Below are 22,854 nucleotides of genomic sequence, written 5' to 3' on the forward strand. Positions count from 1 at the left end.
TTTATTTGATGATTTTTGATACAATATATTATCAAAATAGAAAGGGTGATAAGCTTGAATATTTCAGAGCTATCAGATATTGAGTATAATTATATTTTTTCCTTGGAGAACATTCGAGATGTAATTGAATTGAATCAAAGACGAATTAAGCTAATACAGGATTTAGATTTTCTTAAAGAATCTAAGTATATAAATAAGATAATTAGATTAAGCAATGATTTGGATACATTAGCTTTTAAGTTATTAGACCGCAATAATATACAAGATAGTGAAAAATTTAATGCTACTCGTCAAGCTATGATTATCTGTAATGCTAAAATTGCTGATTGTTTGAATAAAGAGGGAAGTAAAAATAAAACATACAAGAAATTCATAAGGAAAAATAAAGATATAGAAAAAGATATAGATTGTTTTGAAAATATAAATATAAAATTAGGTAATGTTAGTTATTTTGGAATAAAGTTAAATAATTGGATGATGATTTGGATTATAGTATTTATCATTTTACTTTTATCAGTTATATTGGTAGTAGAAGTCATTATTGAAAATAACATTGGAATATTGTTTTCATCGATATTTTTATCCGGTGCTCTTATTATTCTTCTAATAAAGCAAAATGAATTAAAAAGAGCGATAAAATTTGACTATATACAACGTGTTCTTAGCCGAAATGAATATATACCTGCAAATATTCAGGAAAAATATGATAAATCTTTTTATGAAGGGCTTAAAAGTATTATACAAAAAAAGTTATAATATTTAAAATTATGATTCCAATTAAAATCCAAAGTAATATATGAAGCCTTGCTTTTTTTATATTTCCAAAACGCATATTATCAACTTCATTCAATGTCCCCAAGAAACAAAATACTAAAGAGAAAAGTTCCAAAAGTGAGGAAGTACCTATACTTAATGATGAAACAATAACAAGTATTCCTGCGATTAACATACATAAAGCTGTATTTAATATATCAAGATTAACAGCTGATTTTGATAATGCCAAAGGAAGTATAATTATTTGTAATGCAAAAGAAATCCAGAAATATTCCATAATATATTACCTCATATATCTATTTCGTGCGTCTTGAGCAGAGTATATACTCAAGAGATTACTAAGATTTATACCAAGTTCCTTACCAGCTTCATCACAGGCAAGAAGAATATAACCCTCTATTATTTCGTTGAACATTCCCGAATCACACATATCATTTATTTCTTCAGGACTTCTTTTGTACATATCTGCTGTAATATCTATGGTTTTATGCTCTTCTTGGTAATCAGACTGAGTTTCTGTATCTGTTTCATCAGAAACAGTATCTTCGTAATTATCTGTTATTTCATTTTCAAAGCTTTTTTCAGAAATGCTTGTTTCTGATATTTTAGGTGCATCCGATTTTTTAACTTCTATATCCTGAATAGTATCTTCATCAGAGCTATCTATTTCAGATTTATCTGAATATAACTGTTCAGGCTCAACAGTAATTTGCTCAACTGGCTTATTAAATCTGCCAGTAACAATATCTTGAATATGTTCATCAAACTCATTATCGCTTAATTCCAATCCTCGAATATATTTAGCAATGGATAGGTTTAATAAACTTGATATATAAGATTTTTCAAAACCACCTATGTAGTTATATAGTGAGGACTGTTTTTCTATCGAAAGAAAAGAAAATTCAACTGCTGTTTCAATACTTATAATTCCATCATCAACTAAGCCTTGCATTTCCAGAATGAGATTTGTAAGCCTTATATAGCGATATATCTGTTTACGGCTCAGACCATTCTGCTCCGCTATTGCTGATACAGTTGATTTCTTACCAAGTTTTTTCATTAATGACAGCTGCTCTGCATAAGCTTTTGCATATACGCTCGGTTTATATTCATTATTGCGGTCCGTATTAGTTGCAATAATGATATATCTCGCAATATCATCATCAGCTTGTACATTTTTTATATAACAAGGAATATCATCTTTACCAAGCTTTTTGCAAGCTCTAAAACGATGTCTTCCCGACAAAATTTTGTATTTTTCGCCGTCTTTAACGACTATAATAGGTTCGATAACACCAACATTTTCAATGCTATCAGCTATCTGTTCTATTTTTGATTCATTTATTGGAAATGGCTGATTATCTATTTCCTCAAGCGAAGAAAGTGGAAGATTTACATACTGGTTATCACTTTTTATACCAAGAATATCATTGTATGCGTCCGCAACACTTGGAAATCCTTGTTTTTGTATATTGAGCTTTGGTTTAGCCATTGATGTTATCCTCCTTGCTTATAATTTCATCAACTACTGCCATATATTGTTGCCCTGTTACACTGCTCTTTCTTCCGACAAGGCTTTTGTGAGTAATTGATGCAACCTTGACCTCATCTCGATATGAGATTGCAGTGTCAAATACAAAGTTACCATAGCTATCTTTTAGAGCTTCTACAATAGCCTTTGCGGAGTTTGTACGATTATTAAACATTGTAACCAACATACCAAGCACAAACTTCTCAACATTAGTTGTCTGCTTTACACGCTGTAATGTTGCGAGCAGTTGGTCTACGCCCTCATATGCCCAGTAATCAGATTGTACTGGAATAAGCACCTTATCACACGCTTTCAGTGCATTTGATACAAGCAAATCGAGTGTTGGAGGACAATCAATGATTATATAGTCATAATCTTCAAAAGTTTCATCAGCAAATAATCTTGAAAATACACCAGTGCTATCACTGTCTGTGCCTAAGATTGAGATTATGCCTGCGAGCATAAAGTTTGATGGTATATAATCTATATTTTCAATCTCAGAATGTCTGATTGCTTCTGAAATAAGCTGTTTATTTTTTGAAACCGTTTGCCAGATAAGCTCTGAAATAGTTGGTTTTCCATCTTGAGCATAACCAAGCCAACGGCTGAGGTGACTTTGATTATCTGTATCAACAAGAAGCACCTTTTTATTGTGCATAACAAGCCCGACACCGATGTTGATGGCGGTTGTGGTTTTTGCTACTCCACCTTTTTGATTTGCAATAGCAATGATAATTGGTTTCTTTGGTTTCTTTGTTTTCATAGTCGCATTCTCCTTAATCGCAATAATTTTTTATATAATAAAAAGCCGAGTACATTTGTAATCGGCTTAATATCAAATACTTATAACCTAAAAATAAATACTTTTTGTTCAACTTGTTTAATATAAATATTTATAGAATAGAAATATTTTATAAATGTTGACAGACAATTATAAAATATTTATAATCAATTCTGTTGCAACAGAAAGTAGGTTTTAAATATGGAACTAATAATCTTAGATGAAAATTCATCATTCAGCGAGTGGGCAAAGAAATGGAAGAAACAAAAGCTTATTGGTTTATCTGCAACTTATAAAAGAACTATTGATAGTCAAGTGAATTATCTAATAGATTTTTTTAGTGATACTGCAATTAATTTAATTAAACCAATGCACTTTGATGAACTAATTTCAAATTTAGCGTTTGAAAATCCAAAAACTCATAAACCCTCTTCAAAAAAGCTATTAAAGGACATCAAAAATGTAGCTATTAAAATTTTTGAATATGCTGCTGATAATTCTAATTATGATAAGAATCCTGCAAGAAAAATTCAAATACCTCGAAATGCACCTAAAACCACTCGTAGAGCATTGAATGATAGTGAGATAGGGTGGATTGTTAGTACATCTCATAGAGCAAGATTACCAGCACTGATAATGACATTTTGCGGATTGCGTACAGGAGAATTAATCCCTTTGCAATGGACTGATATAGATTTTGAAAAATCTTCTTTATCTATAATTAAATCAGTAGAACGAGTATCTTCTAATAAGTATAGTATCAAGAGTGGAACAAAGAATGGTAAGCCACGAATTATTCCAGTGCCAAATGAAATATTAGAAGAACTTAAAGAATATCAAACCAAATCAAATTCCAGATTTGTTTGCTGTAATACTGAGGGGGATATGCATACACCGTCATCTTGGAAAAGATTGTGGGAATCATATAACAATCAACTTAGCCATAATTATGCAACAATTAAACAGGCAAGCCAAAGTATATACAATCCAAAGGGAATAAAAAAGAAAGTAGATAAAATAACTCCTCATATGCTTAGACATACATATGCTACACTACTTTATTCTTCTGGTGTAGATGTTTTATCTGCACAGAAATTATTGGGACATTCAGATGTTTCTACTACTTTGTCAATATACACACACCTAAAAGAAACTAAAATGAATATATCTATTGATGTGTTTTGCGATTATATATCATCATCTTATTTTTATCGTTGCTGATTTGTAATCAGCAGGTCGGGGGTTCGAATCCGTCCACCAGCTCCAGACTAAAAAGAGGGCTGTTCAAAAGACAGCCCTTACATATGGGAGAGTTCCAGAGCGGTCAAATGGGGCAGACTGTAAATCTGTTGTTTCGGCTTCGGTGGTTCGAATCCACCCTCTCCCACCAAAAAGCCTTCTGCATCATGCAGAAGGCTTTTTTGTTTAGTTATATGTTTATGTCGATTGATAATGCCGTGCCAATACTTGCATTTTTGCTATACCTTCCTTTTGAGAGCGTATAATGGCGCTGATAATTGGTCGAAGTTCCTGACAAATGGAATACCTCATAGCATTTTCGCTCATTCTTACAGCACCCATATGATGTGGAATCATTTCGCAAAGAAAATTATAGTTTACATTATTAGTTTGTGGCGAGGATTTCATTTCACTGAACATCTTTTGTGTAATTTCGTTATATGTTCTCATATATGGCTTGAGCTGAATAGGCGAATTAGTCTTGGCACGACAACAAACCTCAATTGAAACCATATCGTCTATGCTCTTAGTTTGTTCTGCAATTATGTTAAGCGCTATGTTCTGTACTTCTATGTCGGTAGTGTATCTAAGTATGTTTAATGACATATCTATTGCGGCTCGATGGTGTGGAATCATTTGCTTTATGAAGTTACAGGAAATGCTGTCTGTAAGTTTAAATTCTGTCATACAGCGAATCATAGTATCAAGGATAACGGAAAATGTGTCAAGATAACGCCTTGCAACATTGCTTATTTTTGGTGGGGTATTTGCCTTATTCATAAAAATCCTACCTCCTGAAATAATACTCTTAATAGTATATTCAAGCTGTTTGTTTAGTGTGAATTTAAAATTTCCTTGATATTATTACCCCTTAGTTAACCATCTTTCTTAAGACAGATAAAAGTTTTGCTCAAACTTTTTCAAAAGCTTGTAGGGTTGAGGAACGGAGTCCCTCATGGGTTTTAAGGGCAACGCCCTTAACATTCTTTGCTCCTAAAGCGGTGGACGAAGTCCACCGCTTAATTTTCTCTTATTATCAACATTAGTAATTAAAGTGCGAACAAAATTCGCACTTAGAAAAAAACAAGTTAAGGGCTTCGCCCTTAAGACCCACCAAAGGCTCTGCCTTTGGAGTCCGCAAGCCTTTGAAAAGGCTTGCGCGAAACTTTTAATTTTATTTAATCTACGATTCAAACGCATATTATTATATTTACACAAATTCATTGGTGAAAATAGTGAATATTTACTGATTTATTATTACAGTGAGAAAAAACAATGTTACAGTTGATAGAAATGTAATAATTTTCTAAAGCTGATGTTGAAAGAAAAAAGATTTCGTGATATAATTGAGAATATGAAAGTATATACTATTATGGGAAAGTTTTGAACAAGAATATACTCATGGGAGATGTTATTTATGGGCGAAATAAATGTAAAAAATAAATTTAATCTTTGGCTTGAAAATGCCGTTGACGATTCTGACCTTATCGCAGAATTAAAGTCAGTTGCAGATGATGAAAATGAAGTTTACGAAAGATTTTATCGTGAACTCGAATTCGGCACAGCAGGTCTGAGAGGTGTTATCGGTGCCGGTACAAACAGAATGAATATCTATGTTGTCCGCCGTACAACTCAGGGCTTGGCAAACTTCCTCAAAAAAAAGTATGGCGAAGCTGCTGTTGCTATTTCTTATGATTCAAGAATCAAGGCGGATTATTTTGCAAAAGAGGCTGCAAGAGTTCTCGCAGCAAATGGCATTAAGGCTTATATTTCAAGAGAACTTCAGCCAACACCGGTTCTCTCATTCCTCGTAAGAGAGCTTAAATGTAAGGCAGGTATTATGGTTACAGCAAGCCATAACCCTGCAAAGTATAACGGCTATAAGTGCTATGGCGAAGATGGCTGTCAGATGACAGATGTAAACGCTGGCACAGTTTATGATGAAATTCAAAAGGTTGACATCTTCAATGGTGTTAAGCTTGTTGATTTTGAAGAGGGCATTAAGAGCGGTCTTATCGAGTGGGTTGATGAGAACGTTTATGAAACTTATCTTGATAATGTTCAGGCTCAGACAGTCAATAAAGATATTTGCAAGAACGCAGGACTCAAAGTAGTTTATACTCCACTTAACGGCGCAGGTAATAAGCTTGTTCGCAAGATTCTTGCAAGAATCGGTGTTGAAGATATTACAGTAGTTCCTGAACAGGAAAATCCGGATGGCAATTTCACAACTTGCCCATATCCTAACCCGGAAATCAGAGAAGCACTCGACCTCGGCTTAAAGCTTTCTGAAAAGGTTGGAGCAGATTTACTTCTCGCTACCGACCCTGATAGCGACCGTGTAGGTATTGCAGTTAAGACAGAGGACGGTTACAGACTTCTCACAGGTAACGAAACAGGTATCCTTCTTATGGATTATGTTCTTTCTTGCAGAAAAGCTAACGGTACACTTCCTGAAAAGCCGGTTGCAGTTAAAACAATCGTTACATCTAAGCTTGTTGAAAGAATTTGCGAAAAGTATGGCTGTGAACTCAGAAATGTTCTCACAGGCTTTAAGTATATCGGCGAGCAGATTCTTGGACTTGAAAAGAATGGCGAAGAATCAAGATATGTATTCGGATTTGAGGAAAGCTACGGCTACCTTGCCGGCACATATGTAAGAGATAAGGACGCTGTTGTTGCATCTATGCTTATCTGCGAGATGGCTGCATATTACAGAAAGAAAGGCAAGAGCCTTTATGAAGTTATGAACAGCGTTTATGAAGAATATGGCTACTATATCAACAGAACTCTCAGCTTCGAATTTGACGGTGCATCAGGTATGGAGAAAATGGCTAATATTATGAGTGGTCTTCGCGATAATCCTCCTGCTGAAGTTTCAGGTATCGAAGTTGTTGCAACAGCCGATTATAAGCTTTCAGTTGCTAAGGACTTGAAGGCAGGCACAGAGGAAGTTATCAATCTTCCAAAGTCAAATGTTCTTTCATATTCACTTGCAGATGGCGGAGCTGTTATTGTTCGTCCATCAGGCACAGAGCCTAAGATTAAGCTTTACCTTACTTCTGTTGGTAAGACAAGAGAAGAATCCCTTGCTCTTTGCGATAAGCTTGGCAAGGATATGGAAACAAAATTAGGCTTATAATTACTGAATAAAAATTAATTTAATAAACAGCCACAGATTTCATACTGTGGCTGTTTTCGCATACAGAAATGATATTGGAGATTGAGGTTTATGAACAGACCGTTAGCAGACAGAATCCGTCCACAAACGCTTGACGAAATTTCAGGACAAAAGCACCTTATTGGCAAAAATATGCCGCTTAGAAATATTATTGAATCGGGCAAAATTCCTAATATGATTTTTTACGGACCATCGGGCGTCGGAAAGACCACACTTGCCTCAATTATTGCTAAGCGTACAAATATGACACTCCGTAAGTTGAATGGTACTACTGCATCAACAGCAGATATAAAGGATATTGTTTCTGAACTTTCAGGTTTTTCTGGCTTAAATGGAATTTTGCTCTATCTTGATGAGATTCAATACTTCAATAAAAAGCAACAACAGACACTTCTTGAATTTATTGAGAATGGTAGTATTACGCTTATTGCATCTACTACGGAGAATCCATATTTCTATGTTTACGGTGCTATTTTGAGCCGTTCGACCGTCTTTGAATTTAAACGGGTTGAAAAGAATGATGTTCTTAATACAGTAGAGAGAGCCTATAATATACTTCGTGAAGAGTCCGAAGAAAAAATTGAGCTTGAAGATGGAGTTGCCGAACATATAGCCTATGGCTGTGGCGGAGATGTCCGCAAGGCGGTTAATGCGGTTGAGCTTTCTGTTCTCTCAACCTGTGCAACGGGCGGCATAAAACATATTACACTCGAAACTGTAAAATCACTTACTCAAATGAGTGCTGCAAAGTATGACCGAGAAGGTGATGAGCATTACGATTTACTTTCAGCTTTTCAGAAATCTATGAGAGGTTCTGACCCTAATGCGGCGGTGCATTATCTCGGCAGACTTTTAGAAGCAGGAGATTTGCCGTCAGTTTGCAGAAGACTTATTGTTTGTGCCTGTGAAGATGTGGGTTTGGCATATCCGATGATAATTCCAATAGTCAAGGCGGCGGTTGATTCAGCCTTGCAGGTAGGCTTGCCGGAGGCAAGAATTCCGCTTGCAGACGCAGTGATTTTAGTATGCTCTGCACCGAAATCCAATTCGGCATATATGGCTATAAATTCAGCAGTGGAGGATATAAAAGCCGGAAAAACAGGTGCTATTCCAAGGCAACTACAAAATAAACATTATGACGGGGCAGACGCAAAGGTCAAAGGGCAGTTTTATAATTATCCGCACGATTTTAAAAACCATTGGATTGAACAACAATATTTGCCTGATGCAATAAAGGACGCTATATATTATATTCCCGCTGAAAATAAAAACGAGCAAGCTTTTGCGGAATATTGGCGAAAAATCAAAGGAAAATAATTAGGCGCCTATCCACGGCGAAGTCGTGTGGTGTGATTGCACAGGATAAGACGCAGAATTGTCTGGCAAGTCTCGCTCAACATTTGCAAGGTAAGTTTTTTTATGTGGTTGAAGTAACTACCGCTTATCTAACAAACTACCCTAAGATACTTAAAAGTTTTGCTTAAGCTTTTGAAAAAGCCTACAGGGGTGAGGGACGGAGTCCCTAATGGGTTTTAAGAGAAAAACCTTAAAATCCTCTTTTGCTCTAACAGCGGACGGAGTACGCCATTTTAGTAGTTAGTTTCCTTAATTGAATCAATAAACTTCTCCTGCAAAATCAATTATGCGATTCTGAGACGGCGAGCCAGCGAAAAATCAAAGAAAAATAAAAATCTTAGTCAGATTAGCTTTTATATGACTGAGATTTTTTTGTATTAAGAAAACCACAAGCTAAGCTTGTGGTTCAATAGAAATAGGGATGAGAAAAGTAATACATAAGAAATTGAGTAGTGATGTAGGAAAGGTACTGAGAAGATTGTGTGGTTTTAAGCGTGTGGGAATTATAGAAGTATAAGTATGACAGGCGAGTATTTTGGGCAAAAGGATATTATGTAAGTACAGTAAGAGCAAATAAAAAGATAGTGCAAGAATACATCCGAAATCAAGAAATAGAAGATATAATGAATTAGTTTAAGCTTTAAGGATTATAAAGATTTCGATGATGATTCCTCAGACATTTCTGCACCTTTATATGCGGGTATATTGCCCCTATGGAATAGTTTTGCAAACCTCACATTTTACGTAGGGCTATTATGTATCTATATACTTTATAAGCATTATAAAGTTTTTTTATTTGACTTTTTAATAACAAAACACAAGAATTTTATATTGATGCACCATTAATATCTTCCACTTCATCATACGCTGAATATGTAATAAATTTAATATTCATTGTTTTTCTAAAATCGGCAATGGCATTTTTCATATGAAAATTTAAGTGGGAAGCTTTTTGCTTGACAAAAAAGTATTCCATTGTTGGATTGCAATAATTATCTTCTTTATCTGAATACCCATCAAAGCCAGCACAATATAATTCATCAATATCTATGCTTTTAAAAAATTTAAGTAACATCAGAAAAGAATTATCAATAATACTCTCTTTGTCTTCTAAAAGAGGCGCTCTATTAATTACAAAATCAAATGAACCATTTCTACATTCAACATTTGTAGTAGCAAGAAATTTAATATTACTGCTATTTTTCAGTTTGAGCGTCATATCATGATATCTTTTTCCATTAGTAACAAAAACACAATCAATTTTAAAACCATCTGGTATATAGTTAATTGCAATAATATATGGGGCATATTCTTCAATAAAGCTGTTAACCTTATCTTTTTGTATTTGTATATTTTTGCCAGGCCCAAGAATAAGTAACCTTTTTCTCGCAATTTCTTTTACGAATTTTAATCTATCTTTATAGTCAGAATACTCACCTTCAATAAAGCTTTTATAAAGTTCATCTGCAACTTTATTATCATATAAAAGCTTTTTTTCTTCTGGTTCTATCTTTGACATTATATGGTCTATTTTTGATATTGAGAGATTTCTTTTACTTTCATAATATGTAAAGTAATTTGGATGACATCGATTTTTTGCACAAATATAAAAAAGCATTTTATATCCCCAAGGAGATTTTGAGTAGAATTCCATAATACTTTCTTCGATAGCTTCAAGCATAGGTGAAATATTATAATTCTTATTAAATTTATTATTCAATCTCATAGCAATTAATTCAATAGGTGCATTACCTGCACTTTTCCCCATACCATAAAGTGTTCCGTCAACTACAATATCGTGATTCGTTTTTTTATCTATAAAAGCTAATGAGTTTGCATATCCCAATTGAAAATTATTATGTGCATGAAAACCTATGCGTATATCTTTTTCTACATTATTATCTAATATTTCATAATAATGTAGTACATCTTCGGGATAAAGTAAACCATATGTATCTACAATAGATACACAATATGGCTTTACCTCATTTACTAAATTGATAAGTTCCATCAGTTCTTCATCATTATAGCTTGTTATAGAAACTAATTGTGAAAATACCTTATATCCAAGTGCTTTGACTTTACGACAAAACTCCATGGCCTGATTCATAAGATGTTTTTTAAAGATAACACGAATTCCATCTAAACAGCTATTTTCACATGGTTGTAAATTTTCGATACTACATGTTCCATAATCAATCATTCCAACAAGCATTGTTTTTTTTCGCTCTAATTTTTCATAGATTTTATCAGCACACTTTGTATCGGGCATAATGCTTCTATCAATATCAAATGGTCTTCTTTTATCTAAGAAACCGATTTCGATAATATCTACATTAGAATCAATCAGACGCTCAAAAATACTTATAAGGTGACTATGTCCAAATTTCCAGTCATTAACATAGCCACCATCTCTCAATGTACAATCAAGTAAAGATACTTTTTTCATATAGTCTTACTCCTCAATCATCGGAATAAACATAATCTTTTTAAGCTCCTCACGTGGTAAGAATGGTGCCAAATCTTCAAGCGGAGGACTCACAAGGGTTCCATCTTCTAATCTTTTTGTACTGCTTTTAGGTTCCCATACCTGCTTAGTATCAGTAAATATTTCGCAGAAAATCGGACCATCTTTTTCAAGGACTTCATCAACTACATTTTTCATCTCTGCATTACTTCTTGCACTATAATATGTATATCCAAATGCTTTCGCAAGTTTTTCAAATTCAGGGAAAGAAAGGTCACCGGATTCTACACCAATGCCAACCTTTGTATGTTGACTAAAAAGATTTGTTTGTGTAATACGGATAGAATGGTAACCCTGATTGTTGACTACAAATATTTTTATAGGCAGTTTATTCGTAATTACAGTTTGAAGTTCCTGCAAATTCATCATAATACTTCCATCGCCCTCAAGACATATGGTATTTCTTCTACCGCCACCGATGCAAGTTCCGATTGCAGCAGGAAGTCCATACCCCATACTTGCAACTGCACTATTATTAGTCAAACGGCTACCTTTTTGTATTACATATGCCTGATTCCCCACAACACAACAAGCACCATTAGAAGAGGCAGTGAGACTATTTTCTGGTAATCGACTGCTTAGATAATGAATAAAAGCATAAACATTTGCAGTAGTTCCATTCTCCTCCCAATGCTTAGGAAGAACAACTGGATACTCTTTTTTCCAACCCTGACAAGTTTCAAGCCATTCTTTAGAATTATTAACTATATCGTCTGCTGATTCATTAAGTTTTGTCAGAAAATCTTTAGCGTCAGCCCAAATAGGCATTTCAACATGTAGTGTTGGTTTTTTCATTTCCGCTTGGTCAATGTCAACCATAATTACTTCGGCAGCTCTTGCCCATGTTTTCCAGTTATAACCAACCTGACGAATAGAAATTCGTGTTCCGACTGCAAGTATCAAATCTGAATTTTGTATTGCCCAGTTTCCTGCACGGTCACCAGTATTTCCTGCTCTGCCGCAATAAAGAGGGTTTTCATCTTCTATTAAATCAACTGAGTTTAAATAAGTTACAATAGGAATATTCAGTTTTTTGGCAACAGAGCGAAATACATCATAAGCTCCTGAAAGTCTTATTCCGTATCCTGCATGAAACACTGGACGCTTTGCATTTCTTATCTTTTCAATAACCTTTTGAATTATATCTTCAGAAACAGGTGACGGAAGCATAGCGGCATCTTCATCGGGATTATATCCATCTAATTCATCAGTTTCAATAGTACAACCCTGATAGTTTACTGGTATATCTATCCATACAGGCCCCGGACGGCCATTTGTTGCAAGATACCAAGCTTTTTCAAGAGCATAGCGTATCTGTTCAGGTTTTTCTATCATAACTGCGTATTTGGTCATAGGCTTAACTGATTTAACAATATCATATTCTTGGTCGCCCATTGCTCGAAGAGGCGTTTCTGTAAATTGCAAAGCATATCGTGCGGTAGTATCATAACGAACCTGACCACTGATAATAAACATAGGTATAGAATCAAGCCAACCACCTAAAACACCGGTAAGGGCATTAGTGCCACCAGGACCTGTTGTTACACAAACCGCAGCAATTCTATTATCTATGCGAGCATATGCCTCTGCTGCCATGGCACATGCCTGCTCGTGATGATTATAAGTTACCTTCAGCCCCTCTTTATGCCCTAAAGCGTCATTTAGGTGCATAGCACCTCCGCCAACAACGCTAAAACAATCTGTAACGCCATGAGCAACTAAAAAATCTGCCACATAGTCTGCAAGTCTTTGTTTCAATTTAAATTCTCCTTTTTAATGTCTGCTTATTTTATAAAAAGCAGAGTCTTTATAATGTTCATTAGTAAAGTTATCACCATAATTCATATTCTCAAGAGATTCCTGAGATGAATATTGATTGCCATAATCTATACCCTGTTGAATGGTCAATGAAGTTTCACGATAAAATTCAAAAGTCGGAGTTATAGCACCTATAAAAAGTGCTAAAACAGCCGCAATGACACCAATTTGACTTTTTATTGACTTTGAATCTATCTTTTTGGGTAACGTGGACATTTTTTCAAATATATACCTTAAGAACATAAGGCATATATATACAAGTCCGGGAATTGATACACGCATTGAAAAATCATTTGATGTTCCCATTTGGATAAGAGGAATTACAACTAAAGAAGCAGTTATTCCCCAAAAAAGTAAATCATTCTTATGGCCTTTCCTCATAATAAATACAAATAAACCAAACTCAAAAATAATAAATGAAATATATCTATAAATGAAGTTCCACAATGGGCTAAAGCCTAAAAATCCATATATTAAATCGCTATGTAATCTTAAGCCTGTATCTATACCGGAATTTGTTTCATTTGCTACTATTTGGTTCGACATAAAATAGATAATAAATACGATTGCCACGCTTAGTGCAACCATAATATTTTGCGGTGAAAATGTTTCCTTAATTACTTGAGCAAACTTATGCTTTTTAAATTCTTCAACAAATCTTTCTATAACTTTTATCAGACATATAATAAATGCTCCAACAAATGGGAATGGCCCATATGGGAAAATTAAAATTCCCGCAACAGCGAGATCCTTGAGCTTCTTTTCATTGATTATGATAAGCGTCATAAGCCATGTGACTATTGTTTGATTATATACCCAAAAAAGACAAGTGGAGTTTGAGCTATACTGAAAATAGGTTGCCCACCATTCGATATGTAGTGAGAAAACACCACCATTCAGAATATTTGAGCCTACTATATCCAATCCACTGAAAAATACAAAACAGATTACGGCGATTATAGGATATGTTTTCTTCCCTATATTTGCCATCATAGAAAATAGTAGCAGAACAAGAGCCACACCAAAACTACTCCAAAGCAACAACGCAATATTTCCTACTAAATATGCTGCAAAATATGAACCGGAAATAAAAAATACAATCTTTCCAAAGACTGAAGGAACCATCCAATGAGCTATGTAATAAGATAAAAGAGCTTCTCCATTATTGTATGTTACAGGCCAAGGCTTAATAATAAGGTCGTAGAATATAGCGTTTCTTATTGTATGGTCGGAAGTCTGATGAACAAAACCACCTTGCCCCGCCAATATACACCAGGCAAAAGCGATAGCTATAATAATCAAAAACTTCTTTTTAGATAAATTAAGGGTTTTAATTTCTCCGTCATCATCTTTTGATTTTTTGATTAAAAATATAATACCGGCTATAAATACCGCAGAAAATAAAATGCCATAAATAATATTTAGCCATCCAAGCATAAATATTATGATAGGTATGCCTGCATAAATCATTGCTGAAAGTTTTATGTTCTTATAGTGTAACGTCACTTTATTGAGCCTCCAGATAAAATTTTAAATAGCTTTTAATATTATATAAATTATATAAAAATTACTATTTCGAATTTATTATATCATACAAATTAATAAATATCAATTTGTTTACATAATAAAAATTATCTTTATGACCCTGATACAAATTTTTACTTTATATAAAAAAGCTATTTTATATTTGCGGCCGCACTTTCTGAATTATTTGAATTTTTCCCCAAAATATTAATAAAAAATCAAAAATTATTGCATATAGTCGATATATACTATAAGCTAAATGTTTTAGGTATTTGTTGATAATTAAATGTTTATGATGTATAATTTAATTGGTATTAAGTAGATTTTTGTAGAATTATTTTAATTTTTAATGTTTATCATAAATAAAATTGTAGTATAAATGAATGTATTTTAGTTTTAAGAACAGAATGTTTAACATTTGATAATTACATATAGTATAGATTGAAATTCAGGAGAAATTAAATGATATATAATTTTTATAAAGGAAAAAATGTTTTTGTTACCGGAAATACTGGTTTTAAAGGTTCATGGCTATGCAGAATGTTGCTGCTTTTAGGTGCTAATGTTACCGGATATGCACTTCCTCCCTCTGAAGAAAATAAATTGTTTTCTCTTAGCCAAGTAGAAAAGGATATAAATGCTATATACGGCGATATTCGTGACTTTGATTCCTTAAAGAAAGCTTTCGATGAGGCAAAGCCGGATATTGTTTTTCATCTTGCAGCTCAACCGTTAGTGCTTGAAGGTTATAAAAATCCTGCTTATACATATGAGACGAATGTTATGGGTACAGTAAATATTCTTGAATGTGCAAGGCTGAGTGGTATAGGTTCATTGGTAAATGTTACAACGGACAAAGTATATAAAAATAATGAATGGGAATGGGGCTATCGTGAAAATGATGAGTTAGGCGGATATGACCCATATTCAAATAGTAAGTCGTGTTCTGAAATGGTTACAGCTTGCTATATAAGAAGCTTCTTTGATGAAAATTCTATTCCGGTTTCTACAGCCAGAGCAGGAAATGTCATAGGTGGCGGTGATTTTGCAGAAAACCGCATAATTCCTGATTGTTTTCGTGCAGCATCTTGCGGAAAACCTATAATTGTAAGAAATCCATACTCTGTCAGACCGTATCAGCATGTTATTGAACCGCTTTATGCGTATCTTGAGATTGCTCGTCGGCAGTATGAAGATAAATCTCTCGCAGGAAATTATAACGTAGGTCCCAATAATGAAAGTTATGTTAGTACAGGCGAGCTTGTAAACCTTTTCTGTAAATATTGGCAAGCTTCATGGTGTAGTAATAAGACTGAAAATGCACCACATGAGGCAGGTTTACTTAAATTGGATTGCTCCAGAATAAAAACACGACTTGGTATTGAACCGCAATGGGATATTGATACAGCTGTAAGAAAAACGACATTATGGTACTTAACATTTTTTTCAGACCCATCGGAATGTATGAGCGTTATGAATAAGCAAATAGAAGAATACTTTGATAATATAAAAAGAGAGGCAAAATAAGATGTTTGAAAATATGTCAGAACAGCAAGCAAGAGAAAAAATTCTTGAGCTTACTGCTCAGTATTACCAAAAATATCATGCAAAAAAGAAGGATTTCAAAGAAGGGGATAGAATACCATATGCGTCAAGAGTGTATGATGCTGAAGAAATGGTAAATTTAGTTGACAGTTCGCTTGAATTTTGGCTTACTTCAGGAAGATTTACCGAGGAATTTGAGAAAAATTTTGCGGAATATATTGGAACAAAATATTGTTTTGTAGTAAATTCAGGTTCAAGTGCAAATTTATTGGCTTTTATGGCATTAACTTCACCTTTGCTTGGTAATCGTGCAATAAATCGTGGAGATGAAATAATTACAGTTGCAGCAGGATTTCCGACAACTATTTCTCCGATTGTACAATTTGGGGCGGTGCCTGTTTTTGTTGATGTAACGATTCCTCAGTATAATATTGATGTGAATATACTTGAATCGGCGCTTTCGGATAAAACAAAGGCTATTATACTTGCACATACACTTGGAAATCCATTTGATATAAAAGCTGTTAAAGAATTTTGTGACAAGCATAACCTATGGCTTATAGAGGATAATTGCGACGCACTTGGTTCGCTTTATAAAATTGGTGATACTCAGAAATTTACTGGAACTTTTGGAGATATAGGTACATCAAGCTTTTATCCTCCACATCATATGACTATGGGAGAGGGCGGCGCAGTATATACAAGCAATGCTTTACTTGCCAAAATATTAAAATCTCTGCGTGATTGGGGACGTGACTGTATTTGTAAATCTGGCTGTGACAATATGTGCGGTCATCGTTTTGATAGACAATATGGAGAGCTTCCGCTTGGTTATGACCATAAATATGTATACTCTCATTTTGGATATAACCTTAAAGCTACTGATATGCAGGCTGCGGTTGGTTGTGCTCAACTTAAAAAAATGCCATCGTTTGCAAAGAAAAGAAGAGAAAATTTTGCTTTCTTGAGAAAAGGTCTCGAAGCCGTTTCAGATAAACTTATTTTGCCGGAAGCCTGTCCTAATTCAGACCCATGTTGGTTTGGTTTCCTTATGACTTGTCGTGATGGTTTAGACAGAGGAAATATTGTAAGATATATTGAAAGCATGGGAGTTCAGACAAGAATGCTTTTTGCAGGAAATATCACAAAACACCCTTGCTTTGATATAATAAGAGATAACAAGGATATGTATAGGATTGTCGGCTCTCTTGAAAATACGGATAAGATAATGAATTCTTCTTTCTGGATTGGCGTATATCCCGGAATGTCAGACGAACAGCTCGCTTATATGTGTAAGGTCATTATATCAGCGGTAAATAGGTAGGTGTATAAAATGAAGAAGATTTCCGTTCTTATTCCATGTTATAATGAAGAAGAAAATGTTGTGCCGATAAGCGAAGCTATTATAGAGCAGTTTAAGCTATATCTGAGTAATTACGATTATGAGATAGTATTTATAGATAACGATTCCAAAGATACAACAAGAGAAAAATTAGTCGAGCTTTGCAAAAATAATAAACATATAAAAGCTATTTTTAATGCAAAGAATTTCGGACAATTTAATTCTCCTTTCTATGGTATGTGTCAGACAACTGGTGACTGCACAATAACTATGTGCTGTGATTTTCAGGACCCTGTTGAACTTATACCAAGATTTGTAAACGAATGGGAAAAAGGATATAAAATAGTTTGTGCTATTAAAAATACCAGCAAGGAAAACCTATTTATCCGTATGCTCAGAACTATATATTATAAAATATGGAAAAAATTGTCTGATGTAGAGCAGATTGAACACTTTACCGGAACAGGACTTTATGATAAGGCTTTTATAGAGGTGTTGAAAAATCTTGATGACCCAACCCCTTATTTGCGCGGAATAGTTGCAGAACTTGGTTTTAAACGTAAAGATATATACTATGAACAGCAAAAGCGCAGAGCAGGAAAAACTCATAATAATTTCTATACTCTCTATGACGCGGCAATGCTCAGCTTTACATCTTATACAAAAGTAGGAATGAGAGTAGCAACAATTCTCGGATTTTTTGTTTCTGCAATAAGTCTTCTTGTAGCATTGGTATATCTTATTATTAAGCTGGTTAATTGGTATGGATTCCCACTCGGAAATGCTCCGACACTGATAGGCATTTTTGTGCTTGGTGGGTTACAGCTTATGTTTACAGGTATTCTCGGAGAATACATATTAAGTATAAATCAGCGTGTTATGAAAAGACCGCTCGTAATTGAAGAACGGAGAATTAACTTTGATAACGACAACGAAGAAGACGATAAGGACGAAAAAACCTAAAGCGATTGTGACAGGCTGTACGGGTGCTATAGGAATATCGCTCATAAATAAGCTTCTTAATGAAGGTTATGCGATTTATGCGGTTGCACATAAAAATTCAAAACGAATTGATAATATTCCAAGTAGTCCGGATGTAAGTATAATAGAATGTAATCTCGAAAATATTGATAAATTACCCGGAATTATAAATGAAAAATGCGATATATTTTTTCATCTTGCGTGGGCTGGAACATTTGGAAATATAAGAAATGCCGTAAACATTCAAGCTGATAATATAAAGTTTGCGGTTAATGCTGTTGAGGCTGCCAATAAGCTTGGTTGTAAGATTTTTCTTGGAGCAGGTTCTCAGGCAGAGTATGGCTTGAAATCCCAGAAACTCACATCAGATATGAGCGAAAACCCTATTAATGGGTATGGGATTGCAAAGCTATGTGCAGGAAGATTAACAAGAATCTTATGCGGTCAATATGGAATCAAACATATATGGTGTAGAATTCTTAGCGTTTATGGTCCATATGACGCCGAATATACTATGATTATGTCAAGCATAATCAAAATGCTTGAGGGAGAGAGTATTTCGTATACTAAAGGCGAACAGATGTGGGATTATCTTTATAGTGACGATGCAGCAGAAGCACTTTTTTTGTCTGCTAAAAACGGAATTGACGGAAAAATTTATTGCGTAGGCAGTGGAAATGCTATTCCATTAAAGAATTATATTGAAAAAATAAAAGATTATATAGGTTCTGAATCAAAACTTGGTTTTGGCGATATACCATATAATGAAAATTCGTTGATGTATCTTTGTGCTGATATTTCACAGCTTACTAAAGATACAGGTTTTATTCCCAAACATACTTTTGATGAGGGGATAAGAACAACTATAGATTGGTGCAAAGAATATTATAGAAAAGGATAGGCTGTTTATGAAAGTTGTAATTCTTGCGGGAGGTCTTGGAACACGAATCTCAGAAGAAAGTCATCTAAGACCAAAGCCGATGATAGAAATAGGTGGAATGCCTATTTTGTGGCATATTATGAAAGAATATTCGCATTATGGCTTTAATGAATTTATAATCTGTGCGGGCTATAAACAACATATGATTAAAGAATATTTTGCAGACTATTATCTCTATAGAAGTGATATTACTTTTGATTTTAGTGCTGAGAATAAAATGATTGTACATAATAATGTTGCAGAGCCTTGGAAGGTAACCATTGTCGATACAGGCTTGAATACTATGACAGGCGGAAGAATTAAGCGTATTCAGAAGTATATAGGAGACGAAACCTTTATGATGACATATGGCGACGGAGTCTGTGATATTGATATTAATAAACTTTTAGAGTTTCACCGTTCACATGGTAAGTCCGCTACCATTACAGCAATAAATGTTCAGCAAAGATTTGGTGTTATGGCGATAGACGACCATAATTGCATAGAATCGTTCCGTGAAAAACATGATGATGACAGTAGCGTTATCAACGGTGGGTATATGGTTCTTGAGCCGGAGGTTTTTGATTATATTGATGGCGATGAAACTGTATTTGAAAAATCTACTCTTGAAGGTCTTGTAAGAGATAAAAAGCTTATGGCATACAGACATGACGGTTTTTGGCAATGTATGGATACTCAGAGAGATATGTTTTATCTTGAAAAACTTTGGGACGAAAATAAAGCACCGTGGAAATCATGGTGATAAAATATGGGTAAGCTTTATAAGTTTTTTGAAAATATTCTAAGAAAACTGATAATGTCGATACTGCGTATTTTTGGCATAGAACTTACGGACGAAAAATGGCTTGGGATAAGCCGTTTTATAAAATTTTGTCTTGTAGGCGTTAGTAATACAATAATCTCGCTTGGAGTATACTATATTTTTATATTGATTAGTCGTGATTTATATATTATTGGAAATGCAGTCGGATTTGTTGTGAGTGTATTTAATTCATATATTTTAAACAGTAAATTTGTTTTTAAGAAAACTACTGAAAGAAAAAAGACGCTTATAAAAACATATATAGCCTATGGCACAAATCTTATTATAGGAACATTGTTATTGTATCTTTTTGTTGATATATTAGGAATATCCGAAGTTATCGCACCACTTATAAATCTTTGCATAACAGTTCCCCTCAATTATATTCTAAATAAAAAATGGGTTATGAGATAAATCTCTAAACCCAAATTATTACATAATCCCCTTAGTGCAGCCTTGAAACTTTTATGATTTCAAGTGCCTGCTCTAAGGGGATTATATTAGTTTATTCTTTATTTAAGATTATTCACTATCAAGTTTTAGAACTGCCATAAATGCATCTTGTGGAACTTCTACGCTTCCAAGCTGACGCATACGCTTTTTACCTTCTTTTTGTTTTTCAAGAAGCTTTTTCTTTCTGGTAATATCTCCGCCGTAGCATTTGGCAAGAACATCTTTACGCATAGCTTTGACAGTTTCTCTTGCAATAATTTTTCCGCCTATACAAGCCTGAATTGGTATTTCAAAAAGTTGGCGTGGAATTTTTTCCTTGAGCTTTTCCGCCATTTTTCTTGCTCTGTTATATGCTTTATCTGCATGTATTATAAATGAAAGCGCGTCAACTACATCACCATTAAGCATAATATCAAGCTTGACAAGCTGAGATTCAGCATAGCCTTTTAATTCATAATCGAAAGAAGCATAACCTCTTGTACGAGATTTTAATGTATCGAAAAAGTCATAGATAATTTCTGCGAGAGGAAGCTCATAGTGAATATCAACTCTGTCATCGTCGAGATATTTCATATCTTTAAATACGCCTCTCCTATCCTGACAAAGCTCCATAATATTTCCAACATATTCTGATGGAGCATAAATATGAGCGTTTGCGATAGGTTCTTCAGCTTTTGCTATGAGTGATGGGTCAGGATAATTTGTAGGATTGTCTATCATATGAACAGTACCATCATTCATAGTTATTCTATAAATAACGCTTGGTGCAGTTGTGACGAGGTCGAGATTATATTCACGCTCTAAACGCTCTTGAATGATTTCCATATGAAGAAGTCCGAGGAAACCACAGCGGAAACCAAAACCAAGTGCAACAGATGTTTCAGGTTCAAATGAGAGAGCGGCGTCATTAAGCTCAAGTTTTTCAAGAGCGTCACGCAAATCGCCATATTTTGCACCATCAGCAGGATAAATACCACAGAAAACCATTGGTTGAACTGCTCTGTATCCTGGAAGAGCTTCCTTTGCAGGATTTTCTTTTGTAGTAACCGTATCGCCTACACAAGCATCACTTACTGTTTTGATTGATGCAGCGATATATCCAACCTCACCTGCATATAAAGTGCCAACAGCTTCAAGATTTGTGGCTCTCATAAATCCACATTCAACAACAGTAAATTCTGAACCTGTACTCATCATCTTTATGGTATCGCCGACTTTAACCTGACCGTCCATAAGCCTTACATATATAATAACACCCTTATAGCTATCATAGTATGAATCAAAAATTAAGGCTTTAAGTGGAGCGTTGTTGTCGCCTGATGGAGCAGGAACATCTGAAACTATTCTCTCCATAACCTCATGAATGTTTATGCCAGCTTTAGCAGAAATTCTTGGAGCGTCTTCGGCTGGAATACCAATAACATCTTCAATTTCCTTGCATACTCTGTCAGGGTCTGCACTTGGCAGGTCAATTTTATTTATAACCGGAACTATTTCAAGTCCGGCATCAACTGCAAGATAGGTATTTGCAAGAGTTTGTGCCTCGATACCCTGTGATGCGTCAACTACAAGAACCGCTCCCTCACAAGCTGCCAATGAGCGTGAAACTTCATAGTTAAAGTCAACATGACCTGGAGTGTCAATAAGGTTGAAAATATATTCTTCTCCGTCATCAGCTTTATAGAGTAGAGTAACAGCACGAGCCTTGATAGTAATTCCTCTTTCGCGCTCAAGCTCCATATTATCGAGGAGCTGGTCTTCCATATCACGAATTGCAACGGATTGAGTCTGTTCAAGTATTCTATCGGCAAGTGTACTTTTTCCGTGGTCTATGTGTGCTATTATACTGAAATTACGAATTTTGCTTCTATCGAAAGCCATTTATATAACATTCCTTTCGTAAGGATTTTATGCTTAGTAAGCTATACTTATTTATTATAACACGCAAATGCCGATGATGTAAAGCAATTCATTTTTACAATATAAAAAATCCCTTGCAAATGCGTTAAGCACTGCAAGGGATTTTATCATAAGTTTAAAAGCAATATTATAGATGAATC

General features: G+C 34.5%; 18 protein-coding genes, 1 tRNA gene and 1 pseudogene. 12 read left to right on the forward strand and 8 right to left on the reverse strand.

The window, feature by feature from the left end; genetic code table 11:
* Positions 1–54: 54 nt before the first annotated feature.
* Positions 55–756: a hypothetical protein gene (locus ACLU24_RS11780; protein WP_412612856.1), complete on the forward strand. Its 702-nt coding sequence runs from the start codon at positions 55–57 to the stop codon at positions 754–756.
* Here ACLU24_RS11780 and ACLU24_RS11785 read toward each other — a convergent pair.
* From ACLU24_RS11785 to ACLU24_RS11795, 3 genes are read right to left on the reverse strand one after another with little or no spacing between them, the layout of a single operon-like run.
* The gene (locus ACLU24_RS11785) at positions 737–1,051 is read right to left on the reverse strand and encodes a hypothetical protein (protein ID WP_412612858.1); all 315 of its coding nucleotides are present in this window, start codon (positions 1,049–1,051) and stop codon (positions 737–739) included. The two genes, ACLU24_RS11780 and ACLU24_RS11785, sit on opposite strands and share 20 nt — an antisense overlap.
* 6 nt (positions 1,052–1,057) lie before the next feature.
* Positions 1,058–2,266 (reverse strand): ParB/RepB/Spo0J family partition protein, encoded by a 1,209-nt coding sequence (locus ACLU24_RS11790; protein ID WP_412612859.1) that lies wholly within the window; start codon positions 2,264–2,266, stop codon positions 1,058–1,060.
* Positions 2,259–3,068: a ParA family protein gene (locus ACLU24_RS11795; protein ID WP_412612861.1), complete on the reverse strand. Its 810-nt coding sequence runs from the start codon at positions 3,066–3,068 to the stop codon at positions 2,259–2,261. The genes ACLU24_RS11790 and ACLU24_RS11795 overlap by 8 nt, the downstream gene beginning before the upstream one ends.
* A 219-nt stretch (positions 3,069–3,287) precedes the next feature.
* Between ACLU24_RS11795 and ACLU24_RS11800 the strand changes: the two genes are divergently transcribed.
* Both ACLU24_RS11800 and ACLU24_RS11805 read left to right on the forward strand, forming a co-directional pair.
* Positions 3,288–4,307, forward strand: a complete 1,020-nt coding sequence (locus tag ACLU24_RS11800; protein ID WP_412612863.1) for a tyrosine-type recombinase/integrase — start codon at positions 3,288–3,290, stop codon at positions 4,305–4,307.
* Positions 4,308–4,392: 85 nt separating this feature from the next.
* Positions 4,393–4,476: transfer RNA gene (locus ACLU24_RS11805), tRNA-Tyr, on the forward strand.
* Between the two features lie 47 nt (positions 4,477–4,523).
* On the opposite strand, the gene ACLU24_RS11810 is transcribed toward ACLU24_RS11805, so the two are convergent.
* A complete protein-coding gene (locus ACLU24_RS11810; protein WP_412612864.1) occupies positions 4,524–5,105 on the reverse strand; it encodes a DUF305 domain-containing protein in 582 nt (193 codons plus the stop codon).
* A gap of 637 nt (positions 5,106–5,742) precedes the next feature.
* Between ACLU24_RS11810 and ACLU24_RS11815 the strand changes: the two genes are divergently transcribed.
* The 3 genes and pseudogenes from ACLU24_RS11815 to ACLU24_RS11825 all read left to right on the forward strand — a co-directional run.
* A complete protein-coding gene (locus ACLU24_RS11815) occupies positions 5,743–7,467 on the forward strand; it encodes a phospho-sugar mutase (protein ID WP_412612866.1) in 1,725 nt (574 codons plus the stop codon).
* Between the two features lie 90 nt (positions 7,468–7,557).
* Positions 7,558–8,823, forward strand: a complete 1,266-nt coding sequence (locus ACLU24_RS11820) for a replication-associated recombination protein A (protein ID WP_412612867.1) — start codon at positions 7,558–7,560, stop codon at positions 8,821–8,823.
* A gap of 548 nt (positions 8,824–9,371) precedes the next feature.
* Positions 9,372–9,519, forward strand: a pseudogene (locus tag ACLU24_RS11825) (IS200/IS605 family transposase); the annotation flags it as partial.
* Between the two features lie 169 nt (positions 9,520–9,688).
* Here the strand turns inward: ACLU24_RS11825 and ACLU24_RS11830 are convergent.
* The 3 genes from ACLU24_RS11830 to ACLU24_RS11840 are packed head-to-tail and all read right to left on the reverse strand — an operon-like array spanning position 9,689 to position 14,713.
* Positions 9,689–11,311 (reverse strand): aldolase catalytic domain-containing protein, encoded by a 1,623-nt coding sequence (locus tag ACLU24_RS11830; RefSeq protein WP_412612868.1) that lies wholly within the window; start codon positions 11,309–11,311, stop codon positions 9,689–9,691.
* 6 nt (positions 11,312–11,317) lie between these two features.
* Positions 11,318–13,147, reverse strand: coding sequence for a thiamine pyrophosphate-binding protein (locus ACLU24_RS11835; protein WP_412612870.1), 1,830 nt, complete (start codon positions 13,145–13,147; stop codon positions 11,318–11,320).
* A gap of 15 nt (positions 13,148–13,162) precedes the next feature.
* Positions 13,163–14,713 carry a hypothetical protein gene (locus ACLU24_RS11840; protein ID WP_412612871.1) on the reverse strand — a complete coding sequence of 517 codons (1,551 nt, stop codon included), beginning with the start codon at positions 14,711–14,713 and terminating at the stop codon, positions 13,163–13,165.
* A 480-nt stretch (positions 14,714–15,193) separates the two neighbouring features.
* Here ACLU24_RS11840 and rfbG point away from each other — a divergent pair, with 480 nt between their 5' ends.
* From rfbG to ACLU24_RS11870, 6 genes are read left to right on the forward strand one after another with little or no spacing between them, the layout of a single operon-like run.
* On the forward strand, positions 15,194–16,258 hold the full coding sequence (rfbG, locus tag ACLU24_RS11845) for a CDP-glucose 4,6-dehydratase (RefSeq protein ID WP_412612873.1): 1,065 nt from the start codon (positions 15,194–15,196) through the stop codon (positions 16,256–16,258).
* Between the two features lies 1 nt (position 16,259).
* On the forward strand, positions 16,260–17,600 hold the full coding sequence (gene rfbH / locus ACLU24_RS11850) for a lipopolysaccharide biosynthesis protein RfbH (RefSeq protein WP_412612875.1): 1,341 nt from the start codon (positions 16,260–16,262) through the stop codon (positions 17,598–17,600).
* A 9-nt stretch (positions 17,601–17,609) separates the two neighbouring features.
* Positions 17,610–18,581: a glycosyltransferase family 2 protein gene (locus tag ACLU24_RS11855; RefSeq protein WP_412612876.1), complete on the forward strand. Its 972-nt coding sequence runs from the start codon at positions 17,610–17,612 to the stop codon at positions 18,579–18,581.
* On the forward strand, positions 18,538–19,500 hold the full coding sequence (locus tag ACLU24_RS11860; protein ID WP_412612877.1) for an NAD-dependent epimerase/dehydratase family protein: 963 nt from the start codon (positions 18,538–18,540) through the stop codon (positions 19,498–19,500). Before ACLU24_RS11855 ends, ACLU24_RS11860 begins: the two co-directional genes overlap by 44 nt.
* A 7-nt stretch (positions 19,501–19,507) precedes the next feature.
* Positions 19,508–20,281, forward strand: coding sequence for a glucose-1-phosphate cytidylyltransferase (rfbF, locus tag ACLU24_RS11865; RefSeq protein WP_412612878.1), 774 nt, complete (start codon positions 19,508–19,510; stop codon positions 20,279–20,281).
* 6 nt (positions 20,282–20,287) lie between these two features.
* Entirely contained in the window at positions 20,288–20,755 is a 468-nt protein-coding gene (locus tag ACLU24_RS11870; protein WP_412612880.1) for a GtrA family protein, read from the forward strand.
* A gap of 108 nt (positions 20,756–20,863) precedes the next feature.
* Here the strand turns inward: ACLU24_RS11870 and lepA are convergent, their stop codons facing one another.
* Positions 20,864–22,675 carry a translation elongation factor 4 gene (gene lepA, locus ACLU24_RS11875; protein WP_412612882.1) on the reverse strand — a complete coding sequence of 604 codons (1,812 nt, stop codon included), beginning with the start codon at positions 22,673–22,675 and terminating at the stop codon, positions 20,864–20,866.
* Between the last annotated feature and the right edge of the window lie 179 nt (positions 22,676–22,854).

The organism is Pseudoruminococcus sp. (genome assembly GCF_047012705.1).
Taxonomy (GTDB): Bacteria; Bacillota; Clostridia; order Oscillospirales; family Acutalibacteraceae; genus Pseudoruminococcus.